General features: G+C 69.8%; 14 protein-coding genes. 9 read left to right on the top strand and 5 right to left on the bottom strand.

The features are described 5' to 3' along the window. Positions 1-108: 108 nt before the first annotated feature. Entirely contained in the window at positions 109-1,098 is a 990-nt protein-coding gene (locus IEZ15_RS06030; protein ID WP_189274839.1) for an AraC family transcriptional regulator, read from the top strand. Between the two features lie 80 nt (positions 1,099-1,178). On the opposite strand, the gene IEZ15_RS06025 is transcribed toward IEZ15_RS06030, so the two are convergent. Further along, a complete protein-coding gene (locus tag IEZ15_RS06025) occupies positions 1,179-2,051 on the bottom strand; it encodes an NAD(P)H-binding protein (protein ID WP_189274837.1) in 873 nt (290 codons plus the stop codon). A gap of 194 nt (positions 2,052-2,245) precedes the next feature. Between IEZ15_RS06025 and IEZ15_RS06020 the strand changes: the two genes are divergently transcribed. The 5 genes from IEZ15_RS06020 to IEZ15_RS06000 all read left to right on the top strand — a co-directional run bounded on the left by IEZ15_RS06020 (position 2,246) and on the right by IEZ15_RS06000 (position 8,259). After that, the gene (locus tag IEZ15_RS06020; protein WP_114245985.1) at positions 2,246-4,474 is read left to right on the top strand and encodes an acetate--CoA ligase family protein; all 2,229 of its coding nucleotides are present in this window, start codon (positions 2,246-2,248) and stop codon (positions 4,472-4,474) included. 67 nt (positions 4,475-4,541) lie between these two features. Continuing rightward, a complete protein-coding gene (locus tag IEZ15_RS06015) occupies positions 4,542-5,372 on the top strand; it encodes an enoyl-CoA hydratase/isomerase family protein (protein WP_189274835.1) in 831 nt (276 codons plus the stop codon). 352 nt (positions 5,373-5,724) lie between these two features. Beyond that, on the top strand, positions 5,725-6,393 hold the full coding sequence (locus tag IEZ15_RS06010; RefSeq protein ID WP_189274833.1) for a HEAT repeat domain-containing protein: 669 nt from the start codon (positions 5,725-5,727) through the stop codon (positions 6,391-6,393). Between the two features lie 6 nt (positions 6,394-6,399). Beyond that, positions 6,400-7,404 (top strand): HEAT repeat domain-containing protein, encoded by a 1,005-nt coding sequence (locus IEZ15_RS06005; protein ID WP_189274831.1) that lies wholly within the window; start codon positions 6,400-6,402, stop codon positions 7,402-7,404. A 186-nt stretch (positions 7,405-7,590) separates the two neighbouring features. Further along, positions 7,591-8,259, top strand: coding sequence for a class I SAM-dependent methyltransferase (locus tag IEZ15_RS06000; RefSeq protein ID WP_189274829.1), 669 nt, complete (start codon positions 7,591-7,593; stop codon positions 8,257-8,259). 118 nt (positions 8,260-8,377) lie between these two features. Here the strand turns inward: IEZ15_RS06000 and IEZ15_RS05995 are convergent, their stop codons facing one another. From IEZ15_RS05995 to IEZ15_RS05980, 4 genes are all read right to left on the bottom strand, one after another. Next, positions 8,378-8,617, bottom strand: coding sequence for a hypothetical protein (locus IEZ15_RS05995; RefSeq protein WP_189274827.1), 240 nt, complete (start codon positions 8,615-8,617; stop codon positions 8,378-8,380). An 81-nt stretch (positions 8,618-8,698) separates the two neighbouring features. Beyond that, a complete protein-coding gene (locus IEZ15_RS05990; protein WP_189274825.1) occupies positions 8,699-9,595 on the bottom strand; it encodes an RpnC/YadD family protein in 897 nt (298 codons plus the stop codon). A 9-nt stretch (positions 9,596-9,604) separates the two neighbouring features. Then, positions 9,605-10,525: a helix-turn-helix domain-containing protein gene (locus IEZ15_RS05985; RefSeq protein ID WP_189274823.1), complete on the bottom strand. Its 921-nt coding sequence runs from the start codon at positions 10,523-10,525 to the stop codon at positions 9,605-9,607. A 276-nt stretch (positions 10,526-10,801) separates the two neighbouring features. Beyond that, the gene (locus tag IEZ15_RS05980; protein ID WP_189274820.1) at positions 10,802-11,242 is read right to left on the bottom strand and encodes an ATP-binding protein; all 441 of its coding nucleotides are present in this window, start codon (positions 11,240-11,242) and stop codon (positions 10,802-10,804) included. Positions 11,243-11,397: 155 nt separating this feature from the next. Between IEZ15_RS05980 and IEZ15_RS05975 the strand changes: the two genes are divergently transcribed. The 3 genes from IEZ15_RS05975 to IEZ15_RS05965 all read left to right on the top strand — a co-directional run bounded on the left by IEZ15_RS05975 (position 11,398) and on the right by IEZ15_RS05965 (position 13,382). After that, complete coding sequence (locus tag IEZ15_RS05975) at positions 11,398-12,276, top strand: helix-turn-helix domain-containing protein (protein ID WP_189274818.1); 879 nt, start codon at positions 11,398-11,400, stop codon at positions 12,274-12,276. Further along, entirely contained in the window at positions 12,273-12,482 is a 210-nt protein-coding gene (locus tag IEZ15_RS05970) for a DUF397 domain-containing protein (protein ID WP_189274815.1), read from the top strand. Before IEZ15_RS05975 ends, IEZ15_RS05970 begins: the two co-directional genes overlap by 4 nt. Before the next feature lie 285 nt (positions 12,483-12,767). Further along, a complete protein-coding gene (locus IEZ15_RS05965) occupies positions 12,768-13,382 on the top strand; it encodes a flavin reductase family protein (RefSeq protein WP_189275353.1) in 615 nt (204 codons plus the stop codon). Positions 13,383-13,449: the final 67 nt, after the last annotated feature.

The raw sequence follows: 13,449 nt of genomic DNA, 5'->3' as shown, positions 1-13,449 counted from the left end.
AGCGACGGCCGGAAATTCGGCCTGTCGGTTGGACATTCAAGATCACCAGGAGGTTGTACGGCGACGTTGTCCGGCCGGTCCGCCGCCCCGTGTACGTACCGTTGGCGCATGGACGTGTTCGACGAGTTGTTGCGTGGTGTGCGGGGGAAGGGGGCGCTCTTCGGCCGCTCGGTGCTGTGGCCGCCGTGGTCGCTGAGGTTCACGGACGGCGCGTATCTGACCCTGTGCGTGCCGCTGCGCGGCGAGGGCTGGATCATCCCGGAGGACGGGAACGGGGATGGGGGCCGGGGCGGCGACGGTACGGCGCGCCGGGTGCGGGTCGGCGAGGCGGCGATCGTACGGGGGCCGGCCCCGTTCGTCTTCACCGACGACCCGGCCACGGGTACGGGCCCGGGCCCGGGCCCGGGTGCGTCCGTACGAGAGGTGCGCTGGGACGCGGGACCGGGTAACGACCCGGCACCGCCGGACGAACTCACCGGCCCCACCGTGCTGCTGGCCGCCGCCTTCGACGTGCACGCCGAGGTTCCGCGGCGGCTGCTCCGGGTCCTTCCTCCGGTGCTCGTCGTACCGGACGAAGAGGACTGTTCACCGCTGCGCGACTATCTGGAGGCGCAGATCGGCAGGGTGCGGCCGGGCCGGCAGATCGTGCTGGACCGGCTGCTGGACTGGCTGCTGGTGTGCACCCTGCGCGACTGGTTCGACCGTCCGGAGGCGGCCCCGCCCATGTGGTACCGCGCGCTCGGCGACGAGGTGGCAGGCCCGGCGCTGCGTGCCATGCACGAGGAGCCGGCGCATCCGTGGACGACGGCCGAGCTGGCGGCACGGGCCGGGGTCTCGCGCACCACGTTCGCCAAACGGTTCACCGAACTGGTCGGGGAGGGCCCGGTGGCGTATCTGACCGAATGGCGCATGACGCTCGCCACCGATCTGCTGAGCCGCCAGGAACTGACGGTGGCGGCGGTGGCCCGCCGGGTGGGGTACGCCGACGCGTTCGGCTTCAGCGCGGCGTTCAAGCGGGTCCGGGGCGTCAGCCCGAGCGCGTACCGCCGCGAGCCGGCGGTACGGGGCGAACTGGACCGGGAGGCCCCGGCAGGCTGACGCCCCGCCCCTTTCCCCTCCCCGGATCGCCGGGGCCCGGATCCCCGGATCCCCGGATCCCCGGGCCCCGGGCCCCGGGCTCAGCCGGTCCAGGCTCCCGCGTCGGCCGCCTTGCGCACGAACGTGCCGAAGTCCCGCGGCGCGCGCCCCAGCGCACGCTGCACTCCGTCGACGACCGGAGCCTCCTGGCTCGTACGGATCGGCTTCATCGCGTCCGTCCACAGCGCCGCTTCCTCGGGGGACATCCCCTGGGCGACCAGTCCCGCCACGAACTCCTGCTCGGGGACCGGGACGTACCCGGCCCGCTGCCCGGTGGCCTTCGCGATCTCGGCCAGCGCGTCGTCGACGGTGAGCGCCCGCGGCCCGGACAGCTCGTACACCTGGCCCTCGTGGCCGGGCCGGGTGAGCGCGGCGACGGCGACGTCCGCGATGTCGTCCGCGTCGACGAACGCGGCGGCCCCGTCCCCGGCGGGCAGCGCCAGCTCACCGCCGATCACCCCGTCGCGGAAGACTCCCTCGCTGAAGTTCTGCGCGAACCAGCCGGGCCGCAGGATCGTCCACGGCACCCCCGAGGCCCGCACCGCGATCTCCCCCTCCAGGTGCGGCCCGGTCCCGTCGTAGGAATCCCCGAAGTACCCCGGCACGTCGGCGCCCCGGGCGGACAGCAGCACCAGCCTCCCGACCCCGCCCGCCACGGCCTGCTCCACCAGCGCGGGGGTCCGGGAGGGAGCGAGGTCCAGCGGAACGATGTACGCCGCCGCGACCCCCTCCAGCGCCGCCTCCCAGGTCCCCCGGTCGTCCCAGTCGAACGGTGTCTCCCCGGACCGCGACGCCACCCGCGTCTCCACCCCTTGTTCCCGCAGCCGGTCCACGACCCTGCGTCCGGTCTTTCCGGTACCTCCGATGACGAGTACGGGCCGGTCTGTACGAGTGTTCTGTGCTTCCTGTGTCATACGAGAAGCCTGTCCCGGCGCCCCGCATGCGGGCCATGTCCCGGAATCCGGAGTGGATGTCCATGCGTCCGGATCAGCCTTTGCCTGCACACCCATTCCTGACGGGCCGTCAGTTCAGTAACCTGACAGAGCGTCAGCTTTCGGCTGGCCGGTCACGATCACCCGACGGACCTCGAGCAGGAGTGGGCGGAACGATGCTTGGATCGACTCACGGCACCCTCACCACCGACTTCCGCGCCAGGGTGGTGGCCTGCGGCGAAGAGCCGCATGCCATCGTCCACAGCATGACGGCCGCCGCCGCGGAGGGCGATCTCGATGTCAGCGGCCGCCCGCTGCACGCGCCCGTGCCGGATCTGGACCGGTTCTTCCGGCCCGAGTCCGTCGCCGTCATCGGCGCGTCCGACACCGAGGGGCGGCCCAATACCGGGATCACCCGACAGCTGATCGGCTGGGCCGAGCGGGTCGGGGCGCGGCTGTATCCCGTGCATCCCAGCCGGGAGTCCGTGTTCGGGCGGGCCTGTTCTCCTTCCGTCGCGGACCTGCCGGAGCAGGTCGATCTGGCCGTGCTGCTGGTCGGTGATCCGCTCCCGGTGATCGAGGAGCTCGCGCAGTCCAAGGTGAAGTTCGCCGTGGCCTTCGCCTCCGGGTTCGCCGAGACCGGTGAGGAGGGCGCCGCCGCCCAGGCGCGGTTGGCCGCGGCGGTGGAGCGGTCCGGGCTGCGGCTGCTCGGGCCGAACACCAACCTCAACGCCTTCGAGGAGTTCCGGGACGATCTGGACGGGCCGGCCATCGCGCTGATCACTCAGTCCGGTCACCAGGGGCGCCCCGTCTACACCCTTCAGGAGCTCGGCGTGCGGCTCTCGCACTGGGCGCCCACGGGCAACGAGGCGGATCTGGAGACCGCCGACTTCATCTCGTACTTCTCACAGCGCCCGGAGGTCGGGGCCATCGCCTGCTACGTGGAGGGGCTGAAGGACGGGCGCTCCTTTCTGCTGGCCGCGGACCGGGCGGCGCGGGCCGGCGTTCCGGTGGTCGCGGTCAAGGTGGGGCGCACGGAGACGGGGGCCAGGATGGCCGCCTCGCACACCGGCAAGCTGACCGGCGCCGACCAGGTGGTGGACGCAGCGATGCGACAGTTCGGCGTGATCCGGGTGGACGGGCTCGACGAACTCCAGGACACCGCGGCCCTGCTGGCCCGGGCGCGGAAGCCGCAGGCCGACGGGGTCGTCGTGTATTCGATCTCGGGCGGCACGGGCGCGCACTTCTCGGACCTGGCGACCGGCGCGGGGCTGAAGATCCCCACCCTGTCCGAGGAGAAGCAGCGCGAGCTGCACGAGTGGATCCCCGGATATCTGAACGTGGCGAACCCGGTCGACAACGGCGGCCATCCGGTCGGCGACTGGCGCGGACGGAAGATCATCGACGCGATCCTCGCCGACCCCGCCGTCGGGGTGCTGATCTGTCCGATCACCGGCCCCTTCCCCCCGATGAGCGACAGGCTCGCGCAGGACCTGGTGGACGCGGCGGAGGCCACGGACAAGCTGGTGTGCGTGGTGTGGGGATCGCCCGTCGGTACGGAGGACGCGTACCGTACGACGCTGCTCGGCTCGTCCCGCGTCGCCACCTTCCGTACCTTCGGCAACTGCATCACCGCCGTGAAGGCCTATCTGGACCACCACCGGTTCGCCGCCTCCTACCGCTCCCCCTTCGACGAGGCGCCCCGCACGCCGTCGCCCTCGTTCCGCAAGGCGCAGGCACTGATGCGCCCGGGCCACCAGATGAGTGAGCACGCGGCGAAGCAGCTGCTGCGGGCGTACGGAATCCGCGTTCCGCGCGAGCAGCTGGTGACGAGCGCCGCGGCGTCCGTCCGGGCCGCGGGGCTGGTCGGCTACCCGGTCGTCATGAAGGCGTCGGGCGCCCGGCTCGCCCACAAGACCGAGCTGGGCCTGGTCAAGGTCGGGCTCACCTCCGCCAGCCAGGTGCGCGACGCGTACCGCGAACTGACCGACATCGCACGGTACGAGGGCGTCGAGCTGGACGGCATCCTGGTCTGCCAGATGGTCGAGCGGGGTGTCGAGATGATGGTGGGTGTCACGCAGGACGCGCTGTTCGGACCGACGGTGACGGTCGGACTCGGGGGTGTACTGGTCGAGGTGCTGCACGACGCGGCGGTGCGCGTGCCGCCCTTCGGTGAGGATCAGGCGCGGTCGATGCTGGGCGAACTGCGCGGCCGGGCCCTGCTGGAGGGCGTACGCGGCGGTCCGCCGGTGGATGTGGACGCGCTCGTCGAGGTCGTGCTGCGGGTGCAGCGAATGGCCCTGGAGCTGGGCGACGACCTCGCCGAACTGGACATCAACCCGCTGATGGTGCTGGGGCGCGGGCAGGGTGCGGTGGCGCTGGACGCGCTCGCCGTCTGCCGCTGACCGGTCACCCCGCCGACCGCCTCGACGGCCGCGCCACCGGCCGGCCCACCTACCCAGGAGCTGCCTCATGCCGTCCTCCCCCGAAGACACCACCGAGTCCACCGACCCGCTTGACTCATTGGTACTCCACGCCACTGACAACGGCGTCTCCTGGATCACGCTCAACCGTCCCGAAGCGATGAACGCCGTCACCTGGGACCAGCGGGAGCGCGTCATCGCCCTGCTCGCCGAGGCCTCCGCCGACCCGGCGGTCCGGGCCGTCGTCCTCACGGCCACCGGCCGTGGTTTCTGCGCGGGCGCCGACCTGCGGGGCGCGCCGGCGACGGGCGACCGGGTGCCGGGCGATGTCGCCCGTACGATCCGGCTCGGCGCGCAGCGCCTGATCGCCGCGGTCCTGGATTGCGAGAAGCCGGTGATCGCGGCCGTCAACGGCACGGCGGCCGGTATCGGCGCACACCTCGCCTTCGCCTGTGATCTGGTGCTGGCCGCCGACTCGGCGAGGTTCATCGAGGTGTTCGTACGCCGCGGCCTCGTGCCCGACGGCGGCGGCGCGTATCTGCTGCCGCGCCTGATCGGCCCGCAGCGCGCCAAGGAGCTGATGTTCTTCGGCGACTCGCTCGCGGCGAGGGAGGCGGAGCGTCTGGGTCTGGTCAACCGGGTGGTCCCGGACGAGGAACTGACGGCGACGGCCCGCGCGTGGGCCCAGCGCCTGGCCGACGGCCCGACCCGCGCGATCGTCCTCACCAAACAACTGGTGAACGCCTCCCTGGACTCCGACCGCGCGACGGCTTTCGCGGCGGAAGCAATGGCCCAGGAGATCAACATGACGACGCAGGACGCCAACGAGGGCGTGGCGAGCTTCGTTGAACGGCGTACGCCGAAGTACCGGGGGGTGTGAGCAGCCCCGGAAGCCCTCTGGCGTCCCTCCGACCTCGAACGCACCTTCAGAATGATCAAGCAGACACTGGGCTGGGCCCGCTCGAAACTCCGCACCCCACAGGCAGCCGACCACTGGACCTGGCTGATCAACTCCGCCCACACAAGCTGAGCGCCTGTGTCACGACTCGTGATTCGCGACGTTGCGTGATCCAGGCGCACACATGAAAGTGCCTCATATCGTCACGCACGTCTCATCCGACCTGACACGCACCGAACTCGGTGGGCAGAGGGTGCCTGCTGATCAAGCGGCGCGGCCCCGCTTGACCTTGACACAGTGACAAGGTCTTCACTGTGTCAAGGAGGTGGTCCCGATGGCCCTGCCGAAACAGGACACGGAAACGATGCGAGCTCTCCAGGGGCTGGAGGACAGCCGCTCGTCAGTGCGGCTGCGGGCAGCGCTGGCGGTCGGCACGACCCCGGACCCGCGGTTCATCGGCAAGCTCATCGAACGATGCGCGATCGAACCCGAGTTCTATGTGCGCGAAATGCTTACATGGGCACTCACCCGCCACTCAGCATCAATGACGGTCCCGGAGCTTCTCGATGAAGTCCGCTCGGAGCGTGCGCAGGCACGGAGCCAGGCGTTGCACACGCTGTCCAAGATCGGGGATCGGCAAGCGTGGCCGGCGATCACACGGGCGCTTCTGTCCGACGCCGACGATGAGGTGGCGCGGAGCGCTTGGCGGGCAGCGGTCGTGCTCGTGCCCGAAGGTGAAGACCCCGAGTTGGCGGCGGTGTTGTCGACACAGCTCGGACGCGGCGAACGTGAGACGCAGCTGAGCCTCAGCCGGGCACTGATCGCTCTCGGTGAGGTGATTCTGCCAACTCTGCGCGCTGCGATGACGGATCTCGACCCTCGCGTGCGCGCGCACGCGTTCGCCACGGAAAGGCTGTTGCGCGACCCGGATGCCGGATTCGAGTTCGCGATCGAGGAGGCGAAGCGCACCGTAGCCCTCGGCGGGGCGGGCCAGGAGGGGTGATGGGCAGTGTTGATCGGTGATGTCGCACGACGGTCCGGGGTCAGCGCCCGCATGCTCAGGCATTACGACTCGCTCGGCCTGGTGCGGCCAACGGGTCGTACCGACGCCGGCTATCGGGAGTACTCCAGCGAGGACATCCGACGGATCTTCCATATCGAGAGCCTGCGGTCATTGGGGCTGTCGCTGCGTGACGTCAGGCGCGCGCTCGATGATCAGGGCTTCACGCCCTCAGAGCTCGTCGACGACCTCATCCGCCGGACGCGAGAACGCATTGCGGGTGAGACGGAGCTGCTCACGCGACTCTGTCGGATCGGTGCCGCGGAACCCGCCGGCTGGGAGGACGTCCTCCAGATCGTCGCACTCCTCCAGGCGTTGGGGTCGAAGAGCGCTGGGACGCGCCAGCGCGCGGCCTTGTCCTCGATCGAAGAGGCTCCGGTGCCGGTGGAAGCACTGGTCGAGGCAGCGCTGAGCGAGACGGACCCGAACGTCGCCGGAGCCCTTCGATGGGCTCTGGCGCAATCGGGCGATGGCGCATTGGCACTGCTGGCGGAGGGCCTCGGCTCACCAGTGGCCGAGGTGCGGAAACGTGCCGTCCAGTCCATCGCCGAGATTCCGAACGGTGAGGCGACCGCACTGCTGCAGGACGCCCTCACGAACCCCGACATCGTGGTCCGCAGGTATGCAGCTCTGGCGCTCGGGGCACGTGGAGCAGCCGACGCGATCCCGACGCTCATCGATATGGTCGTCGAGGAGACGAACGACGTCGATGCAGCCGATGCGCTGAGCGCGCTGGCGAGTCGTCCCGCGTTGGCGGAGCAGATCGCTACCGGGCTCGTCGATGGCCTCGCCCACGGCACCGTTGAATCGTCCGTACGTCGACGGCTGGCACAGGCGCTCGCGGATATCCCGGGGGTCACAGCGTCACGTGCCCTCGCAGATCTGTCACATGACGAAGACCGTGCCGTTGCGCTTACTGCGACATACATTCTCGGGATACGCAACGCCCGATAACGGATCTTTCCCAGGGTGATGTGCGCGCGGGGCCCAGTTGTTGCCGGTCACCGCCGACAGGGCCACGGCATCGCCGAGGACCCCGGCTGTACCGCCGGCCACAGGAACAGCCGGCTCAGCGACCGAGATCGATCTCGGCGCTACTTCCTGTACCTCAACTCAGCCGTCGCAAACTATCGTTGGGTGATGCGCGCCCACCATATCGACCGCCCAGCCGATCTCGACGTGGTCCGTGAGTCCTATGACCGCGTGGCCGACAACTACGCACACATGGTGGTGACGACGGGAATCGGCGACATCCGTAGCCATCCATGGCTCAAGGCATCAATCGACGCCTTCGCTGACACCGTGAGCGAGCTCGGGCCTGTCCTCGACGTCGGCTGCGGACCCGGAACGGTGACCGCCTACCTTGCCGAACGCGGACTCGACGTGTCCGGGGTCGATCTCTCCCCTCGCATGATCGAGAACGCGCGCCGTCTTCATCCGCAATGCCGCTTCAGCGTCGCCTCTGCCACCGACCTCGACCTCGGTGAAGCGTCCCTTGGCGGCGTGCTCGGGTGGTGGTCACTGTTCAACCTCCCCCGTGACGTCCTTCCTCAGGTTCTCGCCCAGTTCGCGCGCGCTCTGAAGCCGGGCGGACACTTCATCACCGCAACACACGTCGGCGACGAAGACGCTGTGCGCACCGAGGCCTACGGAGGAGTACCCGTTCGTTGGACGACACACAAATGGCAGCCGGAACAACTCGTGGCCCTGATCGAGCAGGCCGGCCTGCACCCGGTCGCCGAACTTCGGCTTCCCCCGGAGGAGTACAGCGGGCCGGGCCTGGTGGTCATGGCCAAGCGCCCCGGCTGAGGACCAGGCACCTGAGGCAGCACAGGGGTCCCGTGCCGGGCAAGGCTCCTCCGGCCTGTCCTCCCACTACGCTCTACCGCCGGAGAGGTGCCGGTGCGCTCCTCCTCGTCGGCTGCGGCTACCCCACTGCGAAGACGTCCTCGACGGATGTGGCGGTGGGGGCGCGCAGGAGCCAGCGACTCAGGATGTCAAGGTCAGCGCAGCCCATGACGCGCTCGCGCGCCTCCTCGGGCACGTCGACGCCGGCCTGAGCAAGAAGGAGCAAGATGCCCCGCGCGATGCCCTCTGCGCGGCCCTCTGTGCGGCCCTCGTCCCGGATCTCTTCCGAGAGGGACGACTTGTAGAAAGAAAGGTCCACGGCCACCAGGTTCCTCCACTGTTGTGCGGCCGGAACTCATCCATTGGCGTGAGCCATCGGCGGGTCCCGGCCGCAACCTGCCTACTTCTCGGCGAAGACGTCCTCGACGGATGTGGCGGTGGGGGCGCGCAGGAGCCAGCGACTCAGGATGTCAAGGTCAGCGCAGCCCATGACGCGCTCGCGCGCCTCCTCGGGCACGTCGACGCCGGCCTGAGCAAGAAGGAGCAAGATGCCCCGCGCGGTGCCCTCTGCGCGGCCCTCTGTGCGGCCCTCTGTGCGGCCCTCGTCCCGGATCTCTTCCGAGAGGGACGACTTGTAGAAAGAAAGGTCCACGGCCACCAGGTTCCTCCACTGTTGTGCGGCCGGGCGGTTGCCCAGGCCCTGTGCGGTGAGTTCGACGATGGGGTCGGCGATGGTTTCCGGTACGTCGCGCAGAGCGGTCGACAGCGTTTTCAGTATGGCACCGATGTCCGGATCGCCTGCGTGTGTGATCGCGGCCAGCGTGGCTAATGCCAGGTCCTTGCGGGCCTCGGCCACATCCGTGATCACCGGCATGTTGTGCGGCCCCGCGACGAGGGCTTGCAGGGTGAGCACGGGCGATTGCGGGTGGCCGACGGGGAACGGGCGTGCGGCCCATTCGGCGGTGGCTCGGTCCTGACAGACGACCAGCAGCATGGGTGGCAGCTTGTACTTCGCCTGGAGGTACGACAGGTAGTACATCCAGCTCGCCGGCTTGTCCGGGTCCTTCTTGCCCTGGGCCTCGATCGCCAGGAGGTAGGAACGGTCGTCCTCCATGTCGATGCGCAGCAGGGTGTCGACACGGCGTTCGAGAGGCCGGTTCTCGGTGAGATCGGTGGGCATGACGGTCGCTGAGGCGGGTGGGCCGATTTCGACCCCCAACACCTCGGAGACGCGGGAGAACAGGCCCGGGTACTCCTGAAAGATGCGGTGCATCGCCTCGTGAGACGAGCTGACCATGTGGGATTCCTAGAGTTGTTGAGCGGTCGGATGGAAGTCTTCGGTCCGGCAGTCGGAGCACTCTCCTGGCTCCGCCGCGCGGAATGCCCTGTCGCAGCCCTCGCAGTTCTGCAGCGGGATCGGCCCGGGCGGGAGCGTGGCCGGGGGCAGGAACGGGGGCGGTGGCGGAAGCCGGGCGGTGAGCCGGTGAGCAAGGAGACCGGCGGGGCGGCGCATCCCCTCGGGCGGGAGATCGGTGGTCAGGGCGTGCTGTACGGCGGCGGGACCGACCTCGCGCTCCAGCCATGCGGCGACCCCCGGGGCCAGGGCGTCCACGTCCTGCTCGGAGAGCAGCAGGCGCGGGTCCTGGTGGTGCAGTCCGGCAAGCAGGTCGGTGGCGGTCCGGAGGAGGGACGCGGCGGGGAAGGCCGGCTTCGGTACGAGCAGGGGCGCGGGCTCACGACGGGGCGCGGGCTTGGTGTGGGTCCGGGTCCTGGACCTGGCCGGATGCGCGTCGTCGGCCTCGGGCTCGCTACAGGGCCGGACGGGCGTAGGCGGGCGGACCGTGCGCTGCGGGCAGTCGCGGCCCGGCAGAGAGTCCGTGCGCCGCTGGTCCGAAGGCTGGTTGCAGGAGACCGTACGGGTGACGATCCGACCGTTGGCCAGACGCGTCCGGGTGCGTCGCAGATAGCCATGGGCTTCGAGTTCGCGTAACGCTGCGGCGATCCGGGCCTCGCTCTCCGGGAAGCGGCCGGCGAGATCCTTGATGCCGATCCCCGCCCCGGCGGGCATGGACTGGATGTGCGCGGCGAGCCCGATCGCGGTAAGGGAGAGCTCGCGGTGCTGGGTGAGGTGGTTGCCCACGACCGTGAAACGGCTGGTGTGCCGGGAGTTGTCGTGCACGACACCGGACGAAGCGCGCGAGGGCGCGCTAATCTGCTGGGTATCCATCGGGAAGCGTTCTCTTCCTCGTTGGTCAGGCCCTCGATCGGGATGCCAGTCCCGGCCGGGGGCCGTCGCATGTCTGGGGTTGTTTGTCGCGGTGAGCATATGCCAGCCAACCAGCCTGAAATCCAGCCCAGTTGGACGATCTCACCCGTGTGGGTGACGGCAGGTGGGGTGGGTTCGGAAAGGTTCATTGCCCAAGGTATTCAAGGCTTTTGATGTCCCACGGCGCCGCGTCGCGGACCACCGGATCGTGGAAATCTGCGATCCGGTGGCGGCGGGTCACGGTACGAGGTCGAGCTCGGCCCAGACGGTCTTGCGGGGGACGGGACCGGGGCTGACGCCCCAACGGTCGGCGAGCGCCTCGACGATCAACAGGCCGCGCCCGGACTCGCAGTCGTCATCCGGAACGGCCGTGCCGCCCGGACCGGGCGGAAGGCACTCGCCACGGGCGTCGCTCACCTCGATCCGCAGGAGCGCACCGCCGTCGTGGATCGTGAGGTCGAGCCGGAAGTCCCTGCCCGGTACGCGGCCGTGCACCATGGCATTGGCGGCCAGTTCGGCGACGATCTGCACGGCCGACTCCAAAGGGATCCCCCACTCGCCCAGATACCCGGCGGTGAGCAGCCGGGCCAGCCTGGCTCCCCGGCGGGTGGGCGAGAGCAACACGGTGAACGTGCGGCTGGAGGCGGGGGGTTGAGGGAGGGTGATTTCTTGTTTCACGTCACTCAGCGTGGCCGGGCACGCATAAGCTGACCAGTGATCGACTGGATGCGTACGGTGACTATCCGGCGGTTGTCCGGAGCTGTCCGGGCTGTCCGGAGGGGGCGTGCGGGTAGAGGGCGTCGAGGTGTGACGGCACGTCGGAGGTGGCGCGTATGCGGGTGGATGCGAACAGTACGGAACGGCCCGGGGGCGAGGCGGACGAGCCCGGTTGGGACGTCGACCCCGACGACGAGTCGGGGGCGGCGGTCGTCGCCACGGTGGGGCGGCAGCTGAGGCTGCGGCGTGAGGCGGTCGGCATGCGGGCGGCCGATTTCGGTGTGGCGATCGGGTACGGGGAGGACCAGGTCTACAAGGTCGAGGCCGGGAAACGGATTCCGCGCCAGGAGTATCTGGACAGAGCGGACGAGGTGCTGGGGGCGGGTGGGCTCATCGCCGCCATGAAGAAGGATGTGGCGGAGGTCCGGTACCCGAAGAAGATTCGGGATCTGGCGCGGATGGAGGCGAAGGCGGTCGAGGTCGCTGTGTACGCCAACCACGGCATTCACGGCCTGCTGCAAACGGAAGGGCACGCCCGGGTGTTGTTGGAGACGCGGCAGCCCGCGTACTCCCGGAACGAGGTGGAGCGAGGTGTGGCAGCACGCATCGCCCGCCGCTCGATCTTCGACCGCTCACCCGCGCCGGCGCTCAGCTTCGTTCAGGAAGAGGCGGCGCTGCGACGCCCCATCGGGGGCAGAATGGAATGGCGCCGCCAGCTCGAACGTCTCTTGGAGGTGGGTCGGTTGCGCAACGTCTCACTGCAAGTAATGCCCCTCAACTGTGAGACCCACCCTGGGCTGGATGGCGGGATCGAGGTGCTGAAGTTCGGGGACGGCACAGCCGTGGGACGCTCAGAAGGCGCGTTCAACGGTCGCCCGGTCTCCGACCCGAAACAGCTTCGGATCCTCGAACTGCGATATGGGATGATCCGGGCCCAGGCTCTCGCGCCAGGGGAGTCGCTGGCCTTCATCGAGCAAGTGCTGGGAGAGACATGATCCGAAAGACCTCAGTGGGGGAAGGCACCGCGCTGAAGTGGCTCAAGAGCAGCTACAGCGACAGCAGCAGCGGCAACGACTGCGTCGAGGTCGCCACCACCCCCAGCACGGTCCACGTCCGCGACTCGAAGAACGCGCAGGGCCCCCGGTTCGCCGTAACCCCCGACGCATGGGGGCACTTCGTGACGTACGCCGCCGGAAGCTGACCGTCGGACCTCGCCCCGATCCCGGCCCCGGGTCTGGCGGGGTCGGGGGACCGTCACCGGCTGAGCATGTACCAGTCCGGTGAGTCGAGATCGCCATACTCCCGGTTGAGTTCGGGCCGGACCGACGTGCCGCCGATCCGCCAGCCGTCGGAGTCGCAGGGTTCACCCGGACCAGCACCGGTTCCACGGCGTGGCAGCGGCTCGGTGCACGAACCGTCTTCGCCTCAACCCTTCCGATCTGACGCTACGTCAGTTTCAATGGAAGGCGTGATGGGACACGCAGGCATGGCCGCCACCGCCGTCCGGTACCTCAGGTCCGTCGGCGCCGCCACCACCGCAGGGACGGCGCCGGTCGACCCACTGCCGCGCCCGGATCTGCGGGCCGTCGCCGACGACGAGCGGCTGCCGGTCGACCCGGCCGAATTCCGCCGCGTACTGGGGCACTTCGCGAGCGGGGTAACCATCGTCACCGCGCACGACCCGGACGACGCACAGGGACCGGCGGGCTTCGCCTGCCAGTCGTTCGCGTCACTCTCCCTCGACCCGCCGCTGGTCACCTTCATGGTCGCCCGTACGTCGACGACCTGGCCGCGCATCGCCCGCGCCGGGGCCTTCTGCGTCAACATCCTGGGCGCGGACCAGGGCGCACTGTGCCGGAGCTTCGCGGTGAGCGGGGCCGACAAGTTCGCGGGGGTGGCGTACGAGGCGGCCCCCGCGACCGGGTCGCCGCTGCTGGACTCCGTACCGGCCTGGATCGACTGCCGCATCCAGGCCGTCCACACCGGGGGCGATCATCTGATCGTGGTCGGCCGGGTGGAGGCGCTGGGGGCGGCGGACGGGGACGGTCCGCTGCTGTTCCACCGGGGGGTGTTCGGGCGGTTCGGGCCGCTCGGGGGGTGAACGTTCACCGCGGCCCCGGCCCGGCCCGGCCCGGCGTGTGAACGCGCACCATGGTCCCGATCGTGCC

It is taken from the genome of Streptomyces atratus (genome assembly GCF_014648655.1).
GTDB lineage: Bacteria > Actinomycetota > Actinomycetes > Streptomycetales > Streptomycetaceae > Streptomyces > Streptomyces atratus.
The sequence above is the reverse complement of the archived record's forward strand: the minus strand, read 5'-3'. Positions and strand labels throughout refer to the sequence as shown.